This window comes from Thermogemmatispora sp., assembly GCF_019683635.1.
Lineage (GTDB): Bacteria > Chloroflexota > Ktedonobacteria > Ktedonobacterales > Ktedonobacteraceae > Thermogemmatispora.
Genome location: NZ_JADGIA010000052.1, coordinates 1 through 17,591 on the forward strand (window position 1 = coordinate 1; position 17,591 = coordinate 17,591).

The 17,591-nt window shown below is 59.7% G+C and carries 12 protein-coding genes; 7 read left to right on the top strand and 5 right to left on the bottom strand.

Translation table 11 applies throughout. The features are described 5' to 3' along the window. Positions 1–182 precede the first annotated feature (182 nt). From IRZ31_RS08100 to IRZ31_RS08130, 7 genes are all read left to right on the top strand, one after another. Complete coding sequence (locus tag IRZ31_RS08100) at positions 183–1,835, top strand: ATP-binding protein (RefSeq protein WP_297152161.1); 1,653 nt, start codon at positions 183–185, stop codon at positions 1,833–1,835. 2 nt (positions 1,836–1,837) lie between these two features. Then, the gene (locus tag IRZ31_RS08105) at positions 1,838–2,557 is read left to right on the top strand and encodes a response regulator transcription factor (RefSeq protein WP_297152165.1); all 720 of its coding nucleotides are present in this window, start codon (positions 1,838–1,840) and stop codon (positions 2,555–2,557) included. A gap of 6 nt (positions 2,558–2,563) precedes the next feature. Continuing rightward, positions 2,564–4,573 carry an immune inhibitor A domain-containing protein gene (locus IRZ31_RS08110; RefSeq protein WP_297152168.1) on the top strand — a complete coding sequence of 670 codons (2,010 nt, stop codon included), beginning with the start codon at positions 2,564–2,566 and terminating at the stop codon, positions 4,571–4,573. A gap of 422 nt (positions 4,574–4,995) precedes the next feature. Then, positions 4,996–5,985: a uroporphyrinogen decarboxylase family protein gene (locus IRZ31_RS08115; protein WP_297152171.1), complete on the top strand. Its 990-nt coding sequence runs from the start codon at positions 4,996–4,998 to the stop codon at positions 5,983–5,985. A gap of 218 nt (positions 5,986–6,203) precedes the next feature. Further along, positions 6,204–6,833, top strand: a complete 630-nt coding sequence (locus tag IRZ31_RS08120) for an NUDIX hydrolase (RefSeq protein ID WP_297152174.1) — start codon at positions 6,204–6,206, stop codon at positions 6,831–6,833. 4 nt (positions 6,834–6,837) lie between these two features. Then, positions 6,838–7,203, top strand: a complete 366-nt coding sequence (locus tag IRZ31_RS08125) for a hypothetical protein (RefSeq protein WP_112430563.1) — start codon at positions 6,838–6,840, stop codon at positions 7,201–7,203. Continuing rightward, positions 7,193–7,846, top strand: coding sequence for an MEDS domain-containing protein (locus IRZ31_RS08130; protein WP_112430561.1), 654 nt, complete (start codon positions 7,193–7,195; stop codon positions 7,844–7,846). Before IRZ31_RS08125 ends, IRZ31_RS08130 begins: the two co-directional genes overlap by 11 nt. A 259-nt stretch (positions 7,847–8,105) precedes the next feature. On the opposite strand, the gene IRZ31_RS08135 is transcribed toward IRZ31_RS08130, so the two are convergent. The 5 genes from IRZ31_RS08135 to ilvA all read right to left on the bottom strand — a co-directional run bounded on the left by IRZ31_RS08135 (position 8,106) and on the right by ilvA (position 17,322). Beyond that, positions 8,106–9,098 carry an AIM24 family protein gene (locus tag IRZ31_RS08135; RefSeq protein WP_297152179.1) on the bottom strand — a complete coding sequence of 331 codons (993 nt, stop codon included), beginning with the start codon at positions 9,096–9,098 and terminating at the stop codon, positions 8,106–8,108. Between the two features lie 1,176 nt (positions 9,099–10,274). Then, the gene (locus IRZ31_RS08140) at positions 10,275–10,655 is read right to left on the bottom strand and encodes a hypothetical protein (protein WP_297152182.1); all 381 of its coding nucleotides are present in this window, start codon (positions 10,653–10,655) and stop codon (positions 10,275–10,277) included. Positions 10,656–10,734: 79 nt separating this feature from the next. Next, positions 10,735–12,123, bottom strand: coding sequence for a bifunctional phosphopantothenoylcysteine decarboxylase/phosphopantothenate--cysteine ligase CoaBC (coaBC, locus tag IRZ31_RS08145; RefSeq protein ID WP_297152185.1), 1,389 nt, complete (start codon positions 12,121–12,123; stop codon positions 10,735–10,737). Between the two features lie 256 nt (positions 12,124–12,379). Next, entirely contained in the window at positions 12,380–15,553 is a 3,174-nt protein-coding gene (locus IRZ31_RS08150) for an FHA domain-containing protein (RefSeq protein ID WP_297152188.1), read from the bottom strand. 443 nt (positions 15,554–15,996) lie between these two features. Beyond that, positions 15,997–17,322 (bottom strand): threonine ammonia-lyase, encoded by a 1,326-nt coding sequence (gene ilvA / locus IRZ31_RS08155; RefSeq protein WP_297152191.1) that lies wholly within the window; start codon positions 17,320–17,322, stop codon positions 15,997–15,999. Positions 17,323–17,591 lie beyond the last annotated feature (269 nt).

A 17,591-nucleotide genomic window follows, 5' to 3' on the forward strand; every position in this document is an offset into this window, starting at 1 on the left:
CATGGCCGGGAAGAGCGTGAAGATGTCGATGTGCATCTCTGTCCTACCTGAAGGCTTTGTGTTAAAATAGCACTGACACCGAACGTTGACAATCCCCGGTGGGGAGCTGTGCCAACCTGCCCCTGCCGGCCCCGCTCTGTACCCAGATACATGCCTTGTCTCTGTCTTTGTCGGAGCCTGCCATGTCCCGATCCCTGATGCAGCACTTCAAGGACTTGCATGGCCAACTTGTGATTCTCATCGGGAGCGCAATCCGCCTCCTGGGTGGGGAGGCCGGCCTCTTTGTGGTGGCCAACGAAGCCTTCGACCCCCAGAGCAGCGAAGAATATACCGTCTATCAGATCAACGAGGCAGCAGTGGCGAGCCTGCTGGAGCACATCCAGCGCGGCTCGTTGCCCACACCAGCCCGACCGTTTGTGGTCGAGCGCCTGCCTCCCTCGCTGCTGGACGAGCTGGACCTCTTTGCCGATTTCATTGGCCCTGACGCTGACCCCGAGAGCCTCACCTCCCAGGCCCGTAGCGGCCAGCGCCTCGACAGCTCCAGCCCTGGCCAACGCCGCCAGACCCGGGAGTATGAGCGCTGCTCGTTGATTCTCCACGACCAGAGCGGCCTGGTGGGAACGCTGCACTACCTCCGCCCCGCCGAAAGCAGCTCTTGCCTGGAGAACGATCAGATCCGCTTCGCACTCTTCCGCGCCCAACTGGCCGCCAGTATGCGCTTCGCTCTCAAGGCGCAATCGCTGGTACGCGAGCAGGAGCGCCTGGCCGCTATTTTCCAGTACAGCACCGATGGCATCCTCACCGTCGACCACGCCTTCCGCATCATCGATTTCAATCCGGCGATGGAGCGCCTGACAGGATGGCGTGAAAGCGAGGTGCTGGGCCGCTTTTATTATGATGTGCTGCGCCCCAAGGACCGGCAAGGGAACGATCTGGGACTGGAGAACTCACCCATCCTCCAAGCCTTTGCAGGCAAGCCCGTGGTCAACCGCGAGATCCAGATCACGGCACGCGATGGCCAGCGCTTCAGCGTGAGCGTCTCGGCCTCCTGCGTCCACTCGGCGCGCGGCGAGCCGATGAACGGTATTCTGACCGTGCGCGACATCAGCCGCGAGCGCGAGCAAGAAGAGCAGCGCTCAATGTTCATCTCGGTCATCTCCCACGAGCTGCAAACGCCGATCGCTATCATTAAAGGCTACGCTTCCACGCTGGCCCGCAGCGACGCCAGTTTTGACCGCGAGACACTGCGCGCGCGCCTCCTCGCTATCGAAGAGGAGGCCGATCGTCTCAATAAGTTGGTCGGGAATCTCCTTTACGCCTCGCGCATTGAAGCTGGTGGCCTGCATATGGAGATCGCTCCCCTGGATCTGGAGCCACTGATTCGGGGCGTAGTGCGACGCTTCCAGGCCCGCAGTGCCGATCTCGACATCAAGGTGCAGCTCCCGCCCAACCTGCCGCTGGTCATGGCCGACCGCGACCGCATCGAGGAGGTGCTGGAGAACCTGCTGGACAACGCACTTAAATATTCGCCACGGCAGCGCACAGTCACGGTGAGCTGCTCCACCGTGGGCGATGAGGTGATCGTGAGCGTCAGCGATCAGGGAATGGGCATCTCGCTGCGCGATCAGGAGCGGCTTTTCCAGCGCTTCCAGCGCATCAATCACCCGTCGACGTCTGGACGCCCGGGCGCCGGCCTCGGCCTCTATATCTGCCGCGCTATCATCGAGGCTCACGGAGGAAGGATCTGGGTAGAAAGTGCGCTCCATCAAGGCTCGACATTCTCGTTCAGCCTGCCTCGCAAGGAGAAGGCGCAATTGCCTATGGTGGTGTTTTAAAGATGGAGAAGGAAAATTTCGATCATCGTGATATCACCATTCTCATTGTTGACGATGAGCCGCGTATCCGCGATCTTGTGCGTATGAATCTAGAATTAGAGCACTATCACGTGTTGGAGGCCAGTAGTGGAGAGGAGGCCCTGAAGCAACTGCGCGAAAACCTGCCTGACCTCATTGTCCTTGATGTGATGATGCCAGACATGGATGGCTTTGAGACTCTGCGCCAGATCCGCGAGGTCTCGACCGTTCCGGTGATCATGCTGACGGTGCGCCAGGACGAACACGACCGCATCCGCGGCCTGGACCTGGGAGCCGATGACTACATCGCCAAGCCCTTCAGTCCACGCGAGCTGCTCTCGCGCATCCGGGCCTTGCTGCGCCGTGCATTCATGCCGCCGCCGGCGCGCAAGACTGAAATTGTTGTCGACAAGGACCTCAAGATCGACTTTGCCAGGCGCGAGGTGATTGTCCGCGGCCAAAAGGTCACCCTGCGTCCCACCGAATACCGTCTGCTCTACCATCTCGTCAACAATGCCGGGCGTCTTCTCACCCATGAGACGCTGCTCTCCAAGGTCTGGGGGCGGGAATACCGAGACGAGGCCCACTATCTGCGGCTTTACATCACCTACCTGCGGCAGAAGATCGAGAAAGACCCTGCTCACCCCCAATACATCTTGACGGAGCGGGGCGTTGGCTATCGCTTCAAGGAACTGGAGGGCTAAGCGACCATGTGCAAACGGGTTCGGGGTAGGCTCTCGCTTCTTCGCAAATGGCTGGGCTTACTGACTCTGCTCCTTACGCTAGCGACTACAGTGAGCGCCTGTGCTCCTTTTGGCAATGCCGCCGCAGTCAAGACACCGGCGTCCGGCGACGCCACCGTCGGCCCGAAGCCGTCGCCGACGCCCCAGAACCTGTCAGTGCTCCTGCAGGCCGAGCGCTTGCTTACAACGGCAGCTCACCCACCGCGTGATCTCTACAGCCTGGTGCAGCGTCTCAAGCTGCACAGCTCGCAGCCGCTGTCGCAGCACGGGCGCAGCACACCGCTCAACGCTCACCTCGGCCAGGAAGACCAGTTCTGGCTTCTCAATCTGGACACGCATCGCTATCAGCGCATTCGGGCCCGGCTGCTCTACCTCACTCCTCATGTGTACATGTACGTCGAGGACGGCCAGAGCGCCAGTCTGACTGCCCTGAAAAGTTCCGCTGACCTCTTCGAAGAGCGCATCTATCCCAGCGAGCACGCCATCTTTGGCAGCGAGTGGCAGCCAGGCATCGACGATGATGTGCACCTGACCATCCTGAACGCTGCGGGCCTGGGCAACGGTGTCGGCGGCTACTTTTCCTCCGCCGACGAGTACCCGACGGCCATCAATCCCTACAGCAATGAGCGCGAGATGATTTATATCGATCTCGACACCATGCTGCCGGGGACAGCCGATTACAACAGTACCCTGGCCCACGAATTTCAGCACATGATTCACTGGCATCTCCATCCCAGCGATCCAGAGTGGATCAATGAAGGGATGTCCTTACTGGCGCAACACATCAACGGCTTCCCCGTGGGCGGCGCCGATGGCGCTTTTCTCTCTCATCCCAATACGCAACTCACCGACTGGAGCGACGATATGCCAGCGGCCTTAGACCACTATGGAGCCGCCTACCTCTTCCTGGCCTACTTCGCCGAGCACTATGGTGGCTACTCTATTCTCAAAGAGCTGCTGAGCGACCCCGCTGATCCCCCCCTCAGCTTTGACCATGTCCTCGCCCGTCATGGTTATAAGGACCGTTTCGCTGACGTAGTAAATAAGTGGTACCTCGCCAATGTCGTTCAGGACTATAGCATCGACAAGGGAGATTACGGCTATGCCACCATCCAGGTCGGAACCCCTGTGCCGTCGCAGCAAGTCAGCAGCTATCCTTTTACCATGCTCAACAGTATTCACCAGTACGCAGCAGAGTACTACACCTTCGAGCCGGCAGGGCAGGCAGCTACCCTGACCCTGACCTTCAAAGGCACACCCACAACTCCCATTATCGCAAACACGCCCTACCATTCACACTATGAGTGGTGGAGCAATCGATATGATAATATGGATAGTACCCTGACTCGCTCCTTTGACCTGAGCGCACTCAAAGGCAAGCACGTCACCCTGCAATTTGCCGCCTGGTTTGATCTGGAACGCGACTACGATTATGCCTTTGTAGAAGCCTCGACCGACGGCATCAACTGGAGAACGTTGCCCGGACGCTACACAACGGCCAGCAACCCCAATGGGGGAAACTGGGGTTATGGCTACACCGGAACCAGCGGCGGAAGCAGTCCGCAATGGGTCGAGGAGCAGATCGACCTGACCCCTTACGCCGGTCAGCGTATCCAGTTGCGCTTTGAGGAGGTCACCGATGACGCGGTTAATCGCCAGGGCTTTGCCCTAGCCTGGATACGTATCCCAGAGCTGCATTTCGAGGATAACCTGGTCAACGACAATGGCTGGGTCAGCCACGGCTTTATCCGCTCGGCGAACGTTCTGCCGGAACACTATAGTGTGCAGGCCCTGATCTATGAGGGTCAGAACTTCAGCGTTCGCCGTTTCCCTGTTGACCTGGCCAGTGGTCAGGCCAGTGTGGCCATCCCGGACTTTGGCAGGAAGGTCAGCCGGGTTGTTCTAGTCATCTCCGCCTGGGCAGTCGCCACTTCGCTCCCAGTCCGCTATCAGCTGACGGCCCGGTTGGGGCTATAAGCCAGCAGCGTGGCCGCAGCGCCGCCCTGTCGCGTCATGCTGGCGGAGACGACAGAGAGGCAGGATGCGCATGTACTACTACCCACTCACCCACTCAGCGATCCAAGCAACACAGCACCTGGTCAGTCAGGGTCAGCAGGGGGCCAGGCGCGCCGCCGAGCGATCACCGGGGACCGCTACCCCAACCGCAACACCCCGAGTGACCAGCCAACAAGCGCAGCCTTCCCCCCGAGCAGGACCTGCCCATCGGGGGCCAGGTCCCCCTGTGCCTGTGGCCTGTGCACCGCACTGCGGCTCGCTCTGCCGTGGATGGAACGCATGGGTAGCGTACAAGCTGCAGCGCTGCCTATCCAGAGCTGTCTGTCTGTAGGCATGGTTTATATCCAAGTTAGTGATCTTGTCTAGAGGGGATGGGAAAGACCTTGAATAAGAAGGAACGTGTTGACGCCGCCTTGCGCGGTAAGCCGGTCGATCGTGTACCGGTGAGTATGTGGGGGCATGACTACGAGCGCGAGTGGAATGTGCAGACATTTGTGGAGGCAATGATTGAGAACTTCACACGCTATGACTGGGACTTTCTAAAGGTGAATCCACGTGCCTCCTACCACGTTGAGGGCTGGAAGGTCCGCGTGCGTCCCTCTGGCGACAAATACAAGCCGCCGATCTTCGAGGATACTCCTATCAAGAGTACCGCAGACTGGAAGCGGCTGCGTCCGCTGGAGCCGACGCAGGGAGCCCTGGCCGAGCAGCTGCGTGCCTTGCAGCTCATTAAATACCATCTCGGGAACGATGCCTACTTTGTACAGACGATTTTCTGCCCACTGGGCGTGGCCAAGTATCTGGCCGGCAACAGCACCGAGGCGGTACTGCATAGCATGCGCGAAGATCGTAAGGCCCTCCATACCGGCCTGCGGACTATCCTGGAAACCTTTATCACCTTTGCCATCGCCTGTATGGAAGAGGGCGCCAGTGGCATCTTCTACGCTACCAATGGCTGGGCCCGCGAGGGTATACTCACCCAAGATCAGTACCGCGAGTTTGGTGAGCAGTATGATCTGGAGTTCCTGGATGCTATCAAGGGACGCAGCAAGTTTACCATTCTGCACAACTGCGGCCCTCGCATCTACTTCGACCTGCTGGCGAACTACCCCGTCCACGCGATCAGCTGGGCCGCCACCCTGGAGGGGAATCCCGATCTGCGTGAGGGAAAACGCCGCTCGGGTAAAGCAGTGATGGGCGGCATCAGCGAAAAGACTGTGCTGCGCACCGGTACCCCCGATCAGGTGCAAGAGGAGGTGCAGAAGGCTCTGGAGCTGACCAACGGCGAGCACTTTATCCTGGCTCCAGGCTGCGCCGTTCCCCCCGATGTCCCACCCGCAAATTTGGAGGCTGTCCGACGGATGCTGTCTTGACACATGTCAAGGCATTCGCTATACTGCCACGATAAGGAGCGGCGCAACCTGTTCCCTTTACAGGAAGAGGTTTCGCGCTGCGTCAATGCTCTGGCAGGTATCAGTACGCGGCGCGACTCTCTCAGGTCGCGCCCAATTCTTTTGTTGCTGGCTGGCTGGCCAGGATACGCACGCGACAGTCAGCAGCAGCATTCGTAGCAAGGAGGAGTGGGGCGAAGTTGCGATGGCATAGAGAGGGAACAGCTCGGGGCTGGGACCGCTATCAGCACTATCGTACGCTGCGCGCGTACTCAGCCGGAGGCGTGGTCTTCCGCCTGGTTCCTGTACCAGCCCCGCTAGCTCAAAGGCAGCAGCAGTTACAGCAGCAACAACAGCACTACGCCAGACAGCGATCCGTTCAGGGGAAAGCAGTACGCAATTTCAGGGGGCTGGTTGGAAGCGAAGGAATGAGCATTGAGGTGGCCCTTGTCGGTCGTAGCCACCCGGGGATCTGGGTCCTGCCGAAAGGGACGCCACACGCTGGCGAGACGATCGAGCAGGTAGCCTTGCGCGAGGTACAGGAGGAGACGGGCCTGCAAGTGCGCCTGATCGCCTACATCGGCACGATCTCGTATCGCTTCGTGCGCGACCATATCCGCTATCATAAGCAGGTGCGTCATTTCCTGCTGGAGGCCATCGGTGGCGATATCACGCTGCACGATCACGAGTACGACCGTGTGGGCTGGTTCTCCCTGGGTGAGGCCTGCCGTCTCCTGACGTACCAGAACGAGGTCAATATTCTCTACCAGGCGGAGGCTATTCTGCAGCGCTGGCTACAACAGCGGCACCGGCAGGAAGGATCTTGTTAGCCCTATGCAACAGCAACAAGAGCACGTGCGCTATTCCCTGTTTCGGCGGATCTTCTTCCCCTACAGCGGCGGAGAGGCGCTGACGATCAAACAGAGCCTGCGCATCATCATCGCCTGGGCACTGGTTGTCCCCGTGTCCATGACGCTGCTGACGCTCGTCCTGTCCCTGCTCCTCGGTTTCTCTCCGCAACATATCACTCTACTGGTACTCATTACGTTCTTATCAGGTGTGATGGTCTTCGGCCTCTTAAGCCTGGTCGTCATCTCCACGAACAATCGAGCCGCCCAGCTTCGCCAGGAGCGGCAGGCTCGTTTAAGCCAGAGACGCCAGACAGCAGAAGAAGACCGTGGAGGTAGGTATGGATCTTAGTGTTGAGGGCAAATCTGAGCGCATTCCTCCCGGCTCGCACATTTGCCAGCTCTACCGCAAAGTGTCGGAGATTCCTGGTGTGACAGCGCGCCTCCTCCGAGTCGGTCTGACGGCCTCGGAAAAGTGCCTCTTCGCCGCCGCGCCCGCCCAGGTTCAGGAGCTGCGAGAGGAATTAGCCAGTCTGAACGTCGATGTCAATGCCGCGCTCGCCAGCGGACAACTGGTCTTGCACGAGGAGCGGGAGAGCTTCCTCGCCAATGGCTCCCGCTTCGATCCCTATTTCCTGCTCTCCTCTCATCAGACTTTCATCGCCCAGGCGCTGCGCGAAGGCTGGAAGGCCGTGCGCATCTCAATTGACATGAGCTGGCTCACCAGCGACGCGGCGACCCCGGAGCAGATCCTCAAGTATGAAGCAGCCTCTGATGCCGTTTTCACATTCCAGAATGCGCCCATCATCGCCCTGATGCACTATGACCATAACAAGCTGATGCCCGGCCTGGTGGCCGAGCTGCTCAAGCTGCATCCTATCTCCGTGGTCGGGAAATATATCAAACGCAACCCTTACTATCTGAACTCGGAGCAATACATGCTCAAGGTACTGCGCATGAGCCGCGACAAGGACCAGGGACGAGCAAGCTCCTAGTTCTGAAGGTGTCACAGACGTCCAAGAGAGAGGAGATAACATAACACAGAAGAAGAGAGACCGGCAGGAGGCTGCACTGAGGCAGGCGAGACAAGAAAGGGAAGCCGGGCCAGGGAAGAAGGTCTTCAGCAGTGATCGGAAGAGATAGCAGCAGCCGGCACTGCTCCGCCCATCTATCCTTCCCTGCCCGGCTTGTTGGTGCGCAGCTCCCCGGCCCGGCCTGACTCCCGCGCCAGGCACTTCAGGCAGCCCGGTCAGCTCAGCTGAAGAGGCTGCCCAGACCGCCAAAGTTGCTGGTGCCTCCAGCCTGGGGAGACCCCTCATACTGCGGTGGATGGTACGTCATGGACTGAATTCCTACCCGGCCTGGACCAATGAAGCGATTGAGCGTGATCGAGGCACCCGCCACAAACCCACCAATCGCCCCCAGAATACCCCCGACACGCTGCGAGCCAGCCACGGTCGTCACGGTCATCTGGACCGAAGGATCTTTCCAAAGCCAGGCTCCCGGCTCGATATCCAGCGCCTCACCCGGTGCGAGCATCTTCTCGAAGACATTGCCGTAGCCGTGAAGCAACAAGACCCCTTCGCTACCAACAGCAGTAAAACGATCGATAAAGAAGCCTGTACGGCTAAACAGGATATTGGAGATCCCCTGAACAAAGGTAAAGTCGTACTCAATATTGCCGGTAGCGACCAGAAACTGGTGCTCGCGCACCTCGACAGTTTGGCCAGGCTGGAGACGGAGCGCCACAATCTGGCCCACCGAGTCCCGCGAGAAGGCGATATTGCCTGGTCCATAAGCCTCCGTCAGGAAAATCTGCAGGCCGGCAAAGAAGCGACGGGCCGCCCCTTTGAGAGACTTGAAGCCAATTTGAACACCAGGATGCTTCCAGAGCAGAATATGGTGCTCGAAGTAGATGGGCATCTGGCTGCCGAGCATGATATCAACGACCGGAACCAGCTCGCCCTCAATGGAAATGCTCATATCGGCTACCTGAAGGGGGCCGCGCGGGTTGTGCAACTCGGCGCGAGGTACAGCATTGCCAAAGGGGCTGCTGCCATACTCCTCGTACTGATTAGGAGGCACAAATCCCCCTTGAGGAGCACTGTAGGGATCACCTGGGGCACCTGGCGGTACAGGGGACCCGGGCGGCGCGGGTGTTCTTCCCGCCGGCTGTAGCGGCATCCCACAGGTACCGCAGAAACGGACCCCATCGGCGACTTGACTTTGACAACGGGGACAGATCATCACCAAATCCTCCCTGGTGGTAGGTTCACAGAGGTCAGGCGAGAGATAACACAAGCCAGCTTAGCCCCGCGTAGGGGGGCGGATTGCTCGTTCCTGCCCGGCCTCTCACAACTCACAAAGAGCATCGCAGCCACAACCGTCGCTGTCCTGCTCCCTCGCCTTCTCTTAGATGAGATTCGGGTCCCTGGCTACGTGTATGCGCCTTCTGCCACACGCCTCTCTGTTAAGTATCAGGTAAAGTGTCAGCTCAGTCGACGGACAGATAGACAGGCAGACAAGCGAGCTGATTACTGACAGCGGGCTACTCACACACGGCTGGTTCTTTTCTTCGCCAGCACCCTCATCCATTGTAGCCACTCTCAGAGCAGCGTCACAGCAAACAAGACCAGGCAGGCAGAGGACACCCCGAATCCACAAAATGGCAAGCTCTCCTCTGAGAAATATAAACGCAGGGAAAGCCGGGGACTCAAGAACGAATTACTGGGCCGGGCCTGTGTGCCAGATGACTAACATATGTGCCCATCCAGTGCAGTTCCCCCAATCAGGTGCAGGGTGGAGGGAGGCCGAGTCAGGAGCAAGAAGGGGAGGTCAAGAACAAGAACGAGAGGAGGAGGAGGTGGAGGAGGAGAGATCGCACCAGCTTCACGGGCACCAGATCCCTCCTTTCTCCAGCTTGGCCTGCCATCAGAGCAGAGCTGAGTCAGAGTCGCACACAATGCCAGAGCATAGCAGGAAGCGGCCAGGTCAGGGCCAGCTCTCTCCAGCCTGGAGCCTGGCGTCGTTAGCGGCGCGAGCGCAAGAGGCGCAAACCGAGCCAGCGCCGACAAAACAAAGGCAAAGAGACCCTCAACCGCGGGCCAACGCGACGCGGGATCAAACAAACAACTGATCTACAGGACCACGAGAAGCCGCTGAGGGTCTCCGCCAGCGACCGCATCTTCAACAGCGACCATCGGCGCGGCACACAGATGCAAGCCAGAGCAGGAAACAGCCCGCCTACCTGGCATGCGGACAGGCAGCGCGCGGCGCGCATTCTTCTGACCGTCAGCCACCAGCTCGCGAGCGCAGCGCCAGGTTCTCATCAGGGTCTCACCGACGGTCAATCAGCCAGCCAACCAACCAACCAGCCAGCCAGTTAAGCGACCAGGGCAGTTGGACTGGATGGAACCGGGCGAGCTAGAGAACGAAGCTGTCAGCAAGCGGGCTGCGGTTGTTCCCATTCTCCCGCTTCTCGTTCAGATTCACCGACTGCTGGCTACCAGTTTGGCGCATAGGCTGAGAGGGGTAACCGGCATTCTGAGCTGCACTCGGCGTCACAGGAGTGCTTTGGAGATTCTGCAAACTCTGCAGAGCGGCCTGAGACTGAGCCATTGGCTGATCAGTAGCCAGCTGAATTGTCTTCCCTTCGATCACCACGGCGATCCCGACGCCGCGGCGCAGATCGGCGAGCTGGCGGCGCAGCTCGCGGTTCTCGGCCTCCAGGGCCTCCATCAATTTCTTCTGCTCCAGCAGCAGCTGAGCGATGCCTTCAAAACCAGCACTAGCACTGCGTTCCATAGCGGACTCCTCCTGCGTACTCCGTGTACCCAACAATTCTAAGAGCAAAGCACCCATCACAAAGCCACGTCCTCCCAACTTAGTTCGTCCCTAGCAAAGGGACGATCCGATCCCAGATGGCAGCCGCGACCTCCTCCTTCGGCATGACTGGCAGCTCCTCCAAGCCGCCATCGGCGTGGAAGATATAGACCTTATTGGTATCGGAGCCGAAGCCACTATCGGGGCGAGTCACATCGTTGGCGACCAGGAGATCCAGGCTCTTCTGCGCCAGCTTCTGCCGGGCGTAGGAGAGCACGTCGTGGGTCTCGGCGGCAAAGCCAACGCGGATCAGGTGGCGTGGGCGAGCAGGCATTTCCGACGAGCGCGAGAGCGACGACCCAGACACCTCTGCCGGCGGGGCTGGCGCCGGGCGGGCCACAGCAGCGGTATCCGTCTGTGCGGCAGAGAGGTGTGCGAGTTCCTGCAAGATATCGGGATTGCGCACCAGGCGCAGCGTCAGCACCTCCTCGGCCTCAGCCTGGGCATCAGCGCGCGCGCCCTCATCGGCCCTAAGCTCCTCCTTCTTGATCTTGCGCGGCGCCGGGGCAGCGGGACGGAAATCGGCCACTGCCGCATTCATCACCAACACATCGGCAGCTGCCACGGCCTGGCGGACAGCCTCCAGCATTTGGAGGGTTGTCTCCACCTCCACAAACTCCGCTCCATAGGGAGGAGTCAGCGCCGTTGGGGCGGAGATCAGCCGTACCTGAGCGCCGCGGGCCAGGGCCTCAGCGGCCAGAGCAAAGCCCATCTTCCCGGAAGAGCGATTCCCCAGGAAGCGGACCGGATCGACTGGCTCGCGAGTACCGCCGGCAGTAACAACGACGCGTCGACCCGCCAGGTCGCCATTACGGCCCAGCAGCCAGCGCACAGCCCCCAGCAGGACGGGTGTCTCTGGCAGCCGCCCGGGGCCGATCGCCCCGGAAGCCAGATGCCCCACCTCTGGTGGGACCACATGGGCTCCGCGCTCGCGCAGCAGGGCTAGATTCGCCTGCGTCGCTGGATGCTCATACATCTCAGCATCCATCGCCGGAGCCAGCAAGAGCGGGGCCCGTGTTGCCAGGGCCACCGCCGTCAGCAAATTATCGGCGATTCCGTGAGCCAGTTTGGCAATCGTATTGGCCGTGGCCGGCACCACCGCCAGCAGCTCGGCAGCGCGCGCCAGCTCAATGTGCAACTCGGCGGCATGTTCTGCCGCCTGCCACAGATCGCTATAGACGGGCCGATGACTCAAAGCGGCGAACGTCAGCGGACGTACAAACTCTTCAGCACGCTCCGTCATGATCACATCGACGAGCGCACCCGCCTGCTGCAACTTACTCACCAGATCAGCAGCCTTATAGCAGGCGATTCCTCCGCAAATGCCGACGATAATACGCCTGTTAAGTAACACTTTCCCTGTTGCCCGTCCGCTCGCTCGCTCACTCATTGTTCCCAGAACTGGCCCGGGTGTACCCGGATAAGAACATTGTTACAATAACATAAGGTGAAAAGTGCGATCAAGCAAGATGCCAAGAAGTACCATGCGCCCCTCTTCGCCTTTATGCCCGATATCCTGCCGTCGTTTCTCGCTGTTCCTTGCTATTCCTTCGCTCTCTGATCTGGTAGATGAGGAGAGCGAAGGGCGCCTCGCGCCATCTGGCGCGGCGTCTCTGGCGGCAATGAATCAGCTGCCGCCAGATCAGCTAGCGCCGCACATCCTTGCGTCTCAGGAAGTAGGCGATCAGCAGGGCGAGAATGACGCTCATCAGCGCCAGGGCAAACCAGGTCAAGAGCAAATGGAAGACTGCTTCAGCCTGGCTATGACCGTCGTAGGTTGGGAAGAGCGTCCCATGATAGGAGAAGCCGTCGGCCCCCAACTTATCGCCATGCAGCCCGATTGAGGAGCCGAGAGCTGCCATCGCCCAGCGAGCGGCAAAGAAGGCTCCCAGAAATTGCAGGAGTGGCCCCTGAAGGGAGAAGATGATTCCCGAGAAAATGACCTGGGGAATGAGCACAATGGGGACGAAGCTCATGGCCCGGTCATTGTTGGGGGCAATAGCCGAGATGGTCAGTCCCAGCATGAGGCCCGCCAGCGAGGTGAGGGCCATAGTAATGTAGATCTCCAGTCCGACAGGCAGGAAGATTCCCTGATGGAAGGGAGCCTTCAGGCTGACCATCACCACCAGCACCAGGCTCTGCAACAGACAGAGCAGGCCCAGCACGGCGATCTTGGAGAACATATATGGGATGATGCCCAGATTCACTGCCCGCTCGCGCCGATAGATGGGTGCCTCTTTGACAATCTCGCGAGCCCCATTGATGCAGCCGAACATGACAGCGGCAAAAGCCATGATGAAGAGGATCTTCTGCGCATCGCCGCCCGAGCCAGGAGTAATATAGTAGTTCAGCGCCTGATCCTCAGTCAGCCCTTTCTGGGCGAGCAGCGCCTGACCCTGGGGCGTCTGCAGAGCATTTATGACGTTCTGACAATCATATTTGTTGCCATTGGGCACGGTGATCGGAATAGCTGGCAGGCCCGACGGCGGCGGATTCGTCTGGCAAGTGACGATGCTGCTCGAATCAAAGGTGCCGTGCCCGGCCAGGAAGAAGAGGATCAGGCCGATCACCGGTGCCTGTAGGAGCAGAATGAGCAGGTTCCCAACGTCGTTCTTAAGCAATTCCAGGTAACGGAAGGAGAGCAGCCAGAACTGCCGCCAGGGATTGCCGCGCTTCGGCGGTTTGACCGCGGCAGTCTGAGCAATCGGCTGATTGAGGCGGCTCGCCGGGCCCGTACTCAGCGGCATGGCCACATACTTCTGGTAATCGGCTGACTGCTTAAAGCGCTCTGCCGCCTGCTGGGGCACGTTGGGATTTTCGTCGGTTGGTTCCAGGAGACTGTAGATTTCTGCGAAGTCGCTGCGCCCAAAAAACTGTTTGGCCTCCTCGGGTGGTCCAAAGTAGGCCAGATAGCCGCCCGGGGCCAGAAAACAAATATAGTCACAGACATTGATATTGGTCGTGGCATGCGTCACCAGAATAATGGTGTGGCCCTTATCGGCCAGGCGACGCAGCAGCAGCATCATCTTGCGGTCTAGTCCGGGATCAAGCCCCGAGGTCGGCTCATCCAGGAAGAAGACGCTGGGATTCGCCAGCAGCTCCATAGCGATCGAGACGCGCTTGCGCTGGCCGCCGGAGAGCCTGCTCACCAGGAGATGGCGTCGGTGAGTCATCTCGACGTCTTCCAGCACCTCTTCGATGCGCCTCTGAATCTGCTCGTGAGTGAAGTCTTCAGGCAGGCGCAACTTGGCGGCATAGTAGAGCACACGCTCTACTGTCAGGTCACGATGGACAATGTCATCCTGCGGAACATAGCCCAGCTGCGTACTGAAGGCGGCCAGGTTCTTGTAGTAGTCTTGCCCGTTGTAGAGGACCAGCCCCTCTTCGGCTGGTCGCAACCCGTTGAGGGCATCCATCAGCGTCGATTTTCCGGCTCCCGAGCCGCCGACAACGGCGACGAATTTACGCGGTGGAATCACCAGCGAGATGTCCTGCAGTAGCAGCATGTGATGCGTGCCGTAGCGCTTCAGATGCAGCGCATCGATGCGAATGCTGCGGCTCTCGTCGTGCTGCGTCAGCTCCGTACCGGTATAGACCAGTTTGAAGGGACCGATGCGAATCTCGTCGCCGGGCACCAGGAGGCGCTGACTCACGCGTTGCCCGTTGACATAGACATGGTTGGTACTGCCAAGATCGACGATGCGATAACTGCCATCGGCCAGGCGCTCCAGGCGAGCATGATGGCCCGAGACCTGGGGATGGCTAAGCACCAGCATGTTATCGCGATGGCGCCCGATCGTGATGACAGGCGCGCCCAGGGGGACCGGATGGATCTCGGGCAGCATCTCCTGTACCTGGCCGCTGCCATCGTTGTAGGCCAGCGTGACCAGGGTACCATGCTCGTCACCAATGCGGAAAATATCACCTCGCTCTAGCGGCTTGCGAAACTGCTCGTCACCGCGAATCCGTTGGCCACGATAGAGCAGGCCGTTGAGCGTTCGCCCGCGCGCCGGATGCGGGTGCACAATATAGGGCTGGTTGCCGTCAAAGACGATCTGGGCGTGGAAGGCCGAGATGATCGGCTCCGCAATGACAATATCGTTGGAGGGATCACGTCCAATGTTAATGACCGGCTTATTGAGTGGATAGACCAGCTTTTCCTGCCGTACGTTGCTGCTGATCTCCAGCGACGGCACGCCCTGGGCCTGGGGAGCCCCTGCACTCCCACCTGCCATCGCTGCCAGCTGGGCCTTGAAGAGTTCGGAATCAACACGCTCAGTTCCCCCTTCACCTGCCACCGGTACCGCTCCGGCGGGCACTGCGCCCGGCCCTGGGACTGGAGTCGCCCCCGGCTGAGGGAGTGGAGTGGGCACCGGCGCCACCACTGGCTGTGGCTGCGGCTGCGGCTGCCTGACCTCCCCAGCGACTGCTCCTCCTTCGCTAGCAACCGGCGAGACTCTCTGAGCGCTTCCACCACTGCCGCCGCTACCTCCCGCTTGCCCTGCCGCTAGTAGAAAGAGAAAGGTAGTGCCCGGCCCAAGCCCAATAGTGTCTCGATCATGTATGGTCTCCCGCTGCACCTGTCGCTGGTTGACGATCAGCGTATTTTGAGGACTCAGCTTCTCGATGATCCAGGTCCCGTTCTCACAGAACAAACGAGCATGTTGACGCGAAACCGTCGGGTCGGAAATCACGATATCGTTGCTCGGCTCGCGTCCAAGGGTAGTGACCGTTTTGGCGATTTGCACCGTCGTGCCCGCCAAGGGGCCAGTCAGAAAACGCAGAGTGGCCAGGCCCGGCGAACTGTTGACAGCATCCATGATCTTCCCCGGCTCCTTCTCTTAACTACTCGATCTCGCTGCAGTCTCTTACTCATTTCTAGATGAACACTCGCCAGCCATTATAGCGGAGCAGACAAAGCATAGCAATTGGCTCCTCCATTAAGGGGTTTCTCCTGGAATAGAGTCGGAAGCCAGGACGAGAGGGATAAAGGCAGTGAACAACACCATCCACGCCTTTGCCAGGTCCCTCACGATCGTTGCGCCAACGCTCCGCAGCCGACTTCCCTAGCTGGCCAGAATGCCCCTCCGACCACATTCATTCATTCACAGGATTGAACGCGGCACTCAGGACATTCTGGAGGAGAATCTGTGCAGCGATGAGGAGAGGATGCCCAGCTACGATCAGCTCCAGAACAGTCGCCGATGCTGGCTAGCCCAAGGACCAGCGATCAAACGGCAAACGGCAGCGCCACACGCCTGTCTCAATCCAGCGACTGCGCCTCTTCCACCACGTAGCCAGCGGCCCGTAGACGCTCTAGCAGCTGCTCACACTGCGCCCGATCGCGCGTCTCCAGCGTCAGCGTCTCTTCGCGCTGCATGATCGGAAGATGGCTTGATATGCGCTGATGACGCACATCGATCACATTGATGCGCATATCGGCGATGATACCCAGGAAGCGCATCAACTCGCCTGGACGATCTTCCAGGCGGGTATGGATCACAAAATAGCGACCGGCGGCGGCCAGGCCATGCTCGATGAAGCGGCCCACGAGGTTGATGTCGATATTACCGCCTGTAAGAGGAACCAGCACCTTTTTGCCCGGCAGCCTGACGGTGCCACTCAGCAGAGCTGCCACGCCGGCAGCGCCCGCTCCCTCGACCAGCATCTTGCAGCGCTCCATGAGGAAGAGGACCGCGCTGATAATCGCCTCATCGTCAACCAGGACCACGTCATCGACCAGGCGCTGGATGACCGAGAAGGTCAGCTCGCCGGGCCGCTTGACCGCGATACCATCGGCCACCGTTGTAATTGCCGGCAGCTCCAGAGGCTTGCCCGCATCAAGCGAGCTGCGGCAGCTAGGGGCACCCGCAGCCTGCACGCCGATAATCGTAATATTGGGACGCAAAGCGCGAGCAGCGATGGCAATGCCAGCAATCAAGCCCCCACCGCCGATGGGGACCAGGATGGCATCGGCATCGGGGAGATCGCTGAGCATCTCCAGGCCGAGCGTTCCCTGACCGGCGATGATATCGGGGTCATCAAAGGCATGGATAAAGGTAGCCCCCGTCTGCTCCCGCAGCTCCAGGCAGCGCTGATAAGCATCATCGTAAGTAAAGCCATGCAGCACCACCTCGGCCCCATAGCCCTGGGTTGCCATCACCTTTGCCAGGGGGGCGGTCTCTGGCATCACAATTGTACAGGGGATCTTATGCTGGGCCGCGGCAATGGCCACGCCCTGGGCATGGTTACCGGCGGAGGCCGCAATCACGCCGCGTTGATAATCTTTCTCGCTCAGGCGTGAGAGCTTAAAGCTCGCCCCACGCACCTTAAACGAGCCAGAGCGCTGCATATTCTCGGCCTTCAAATAGACCTCGGCACCGGTCATCTCCCGGAGCGTGCGCGAGGGGGTTAACGGGGTATGGTGCAGCAACGGTTTCAGGAGCTTATACGCCTCCCAGATATCGGCGATCGTTACGGGGAGAGCTGTAGAGGACGACAGGACAGCAGCAGGAGTGGCTGAAGGCATTCCTCCCCTATCTGCGGGCTCGCCGGTACCGGTGGCATGATCATCGTTCACAACACGCATAGGTAGCGCAGTTCCTTTCACAGAATGTTGGACCTGACCACAGCACTGTGGTTGGTTCCTTCCTTCTCTCCCTGGCCTCTCCTCTCTCCCGACCTTACCTCTGCCCTCAGCGCGGCGTTGCGCTGGAGCGCGAGCGACTGATCTTCTCCCTCACAAGCCCACCGCAGCCTCGCCAGATTGACCGGTCTGCCTGCTTCCTGTCAGCTGTTGACGGGTCAGGCTCGCCTGCCACTCATTTCTCCTCCTCCGAATTGGGGCTATTATAGCGC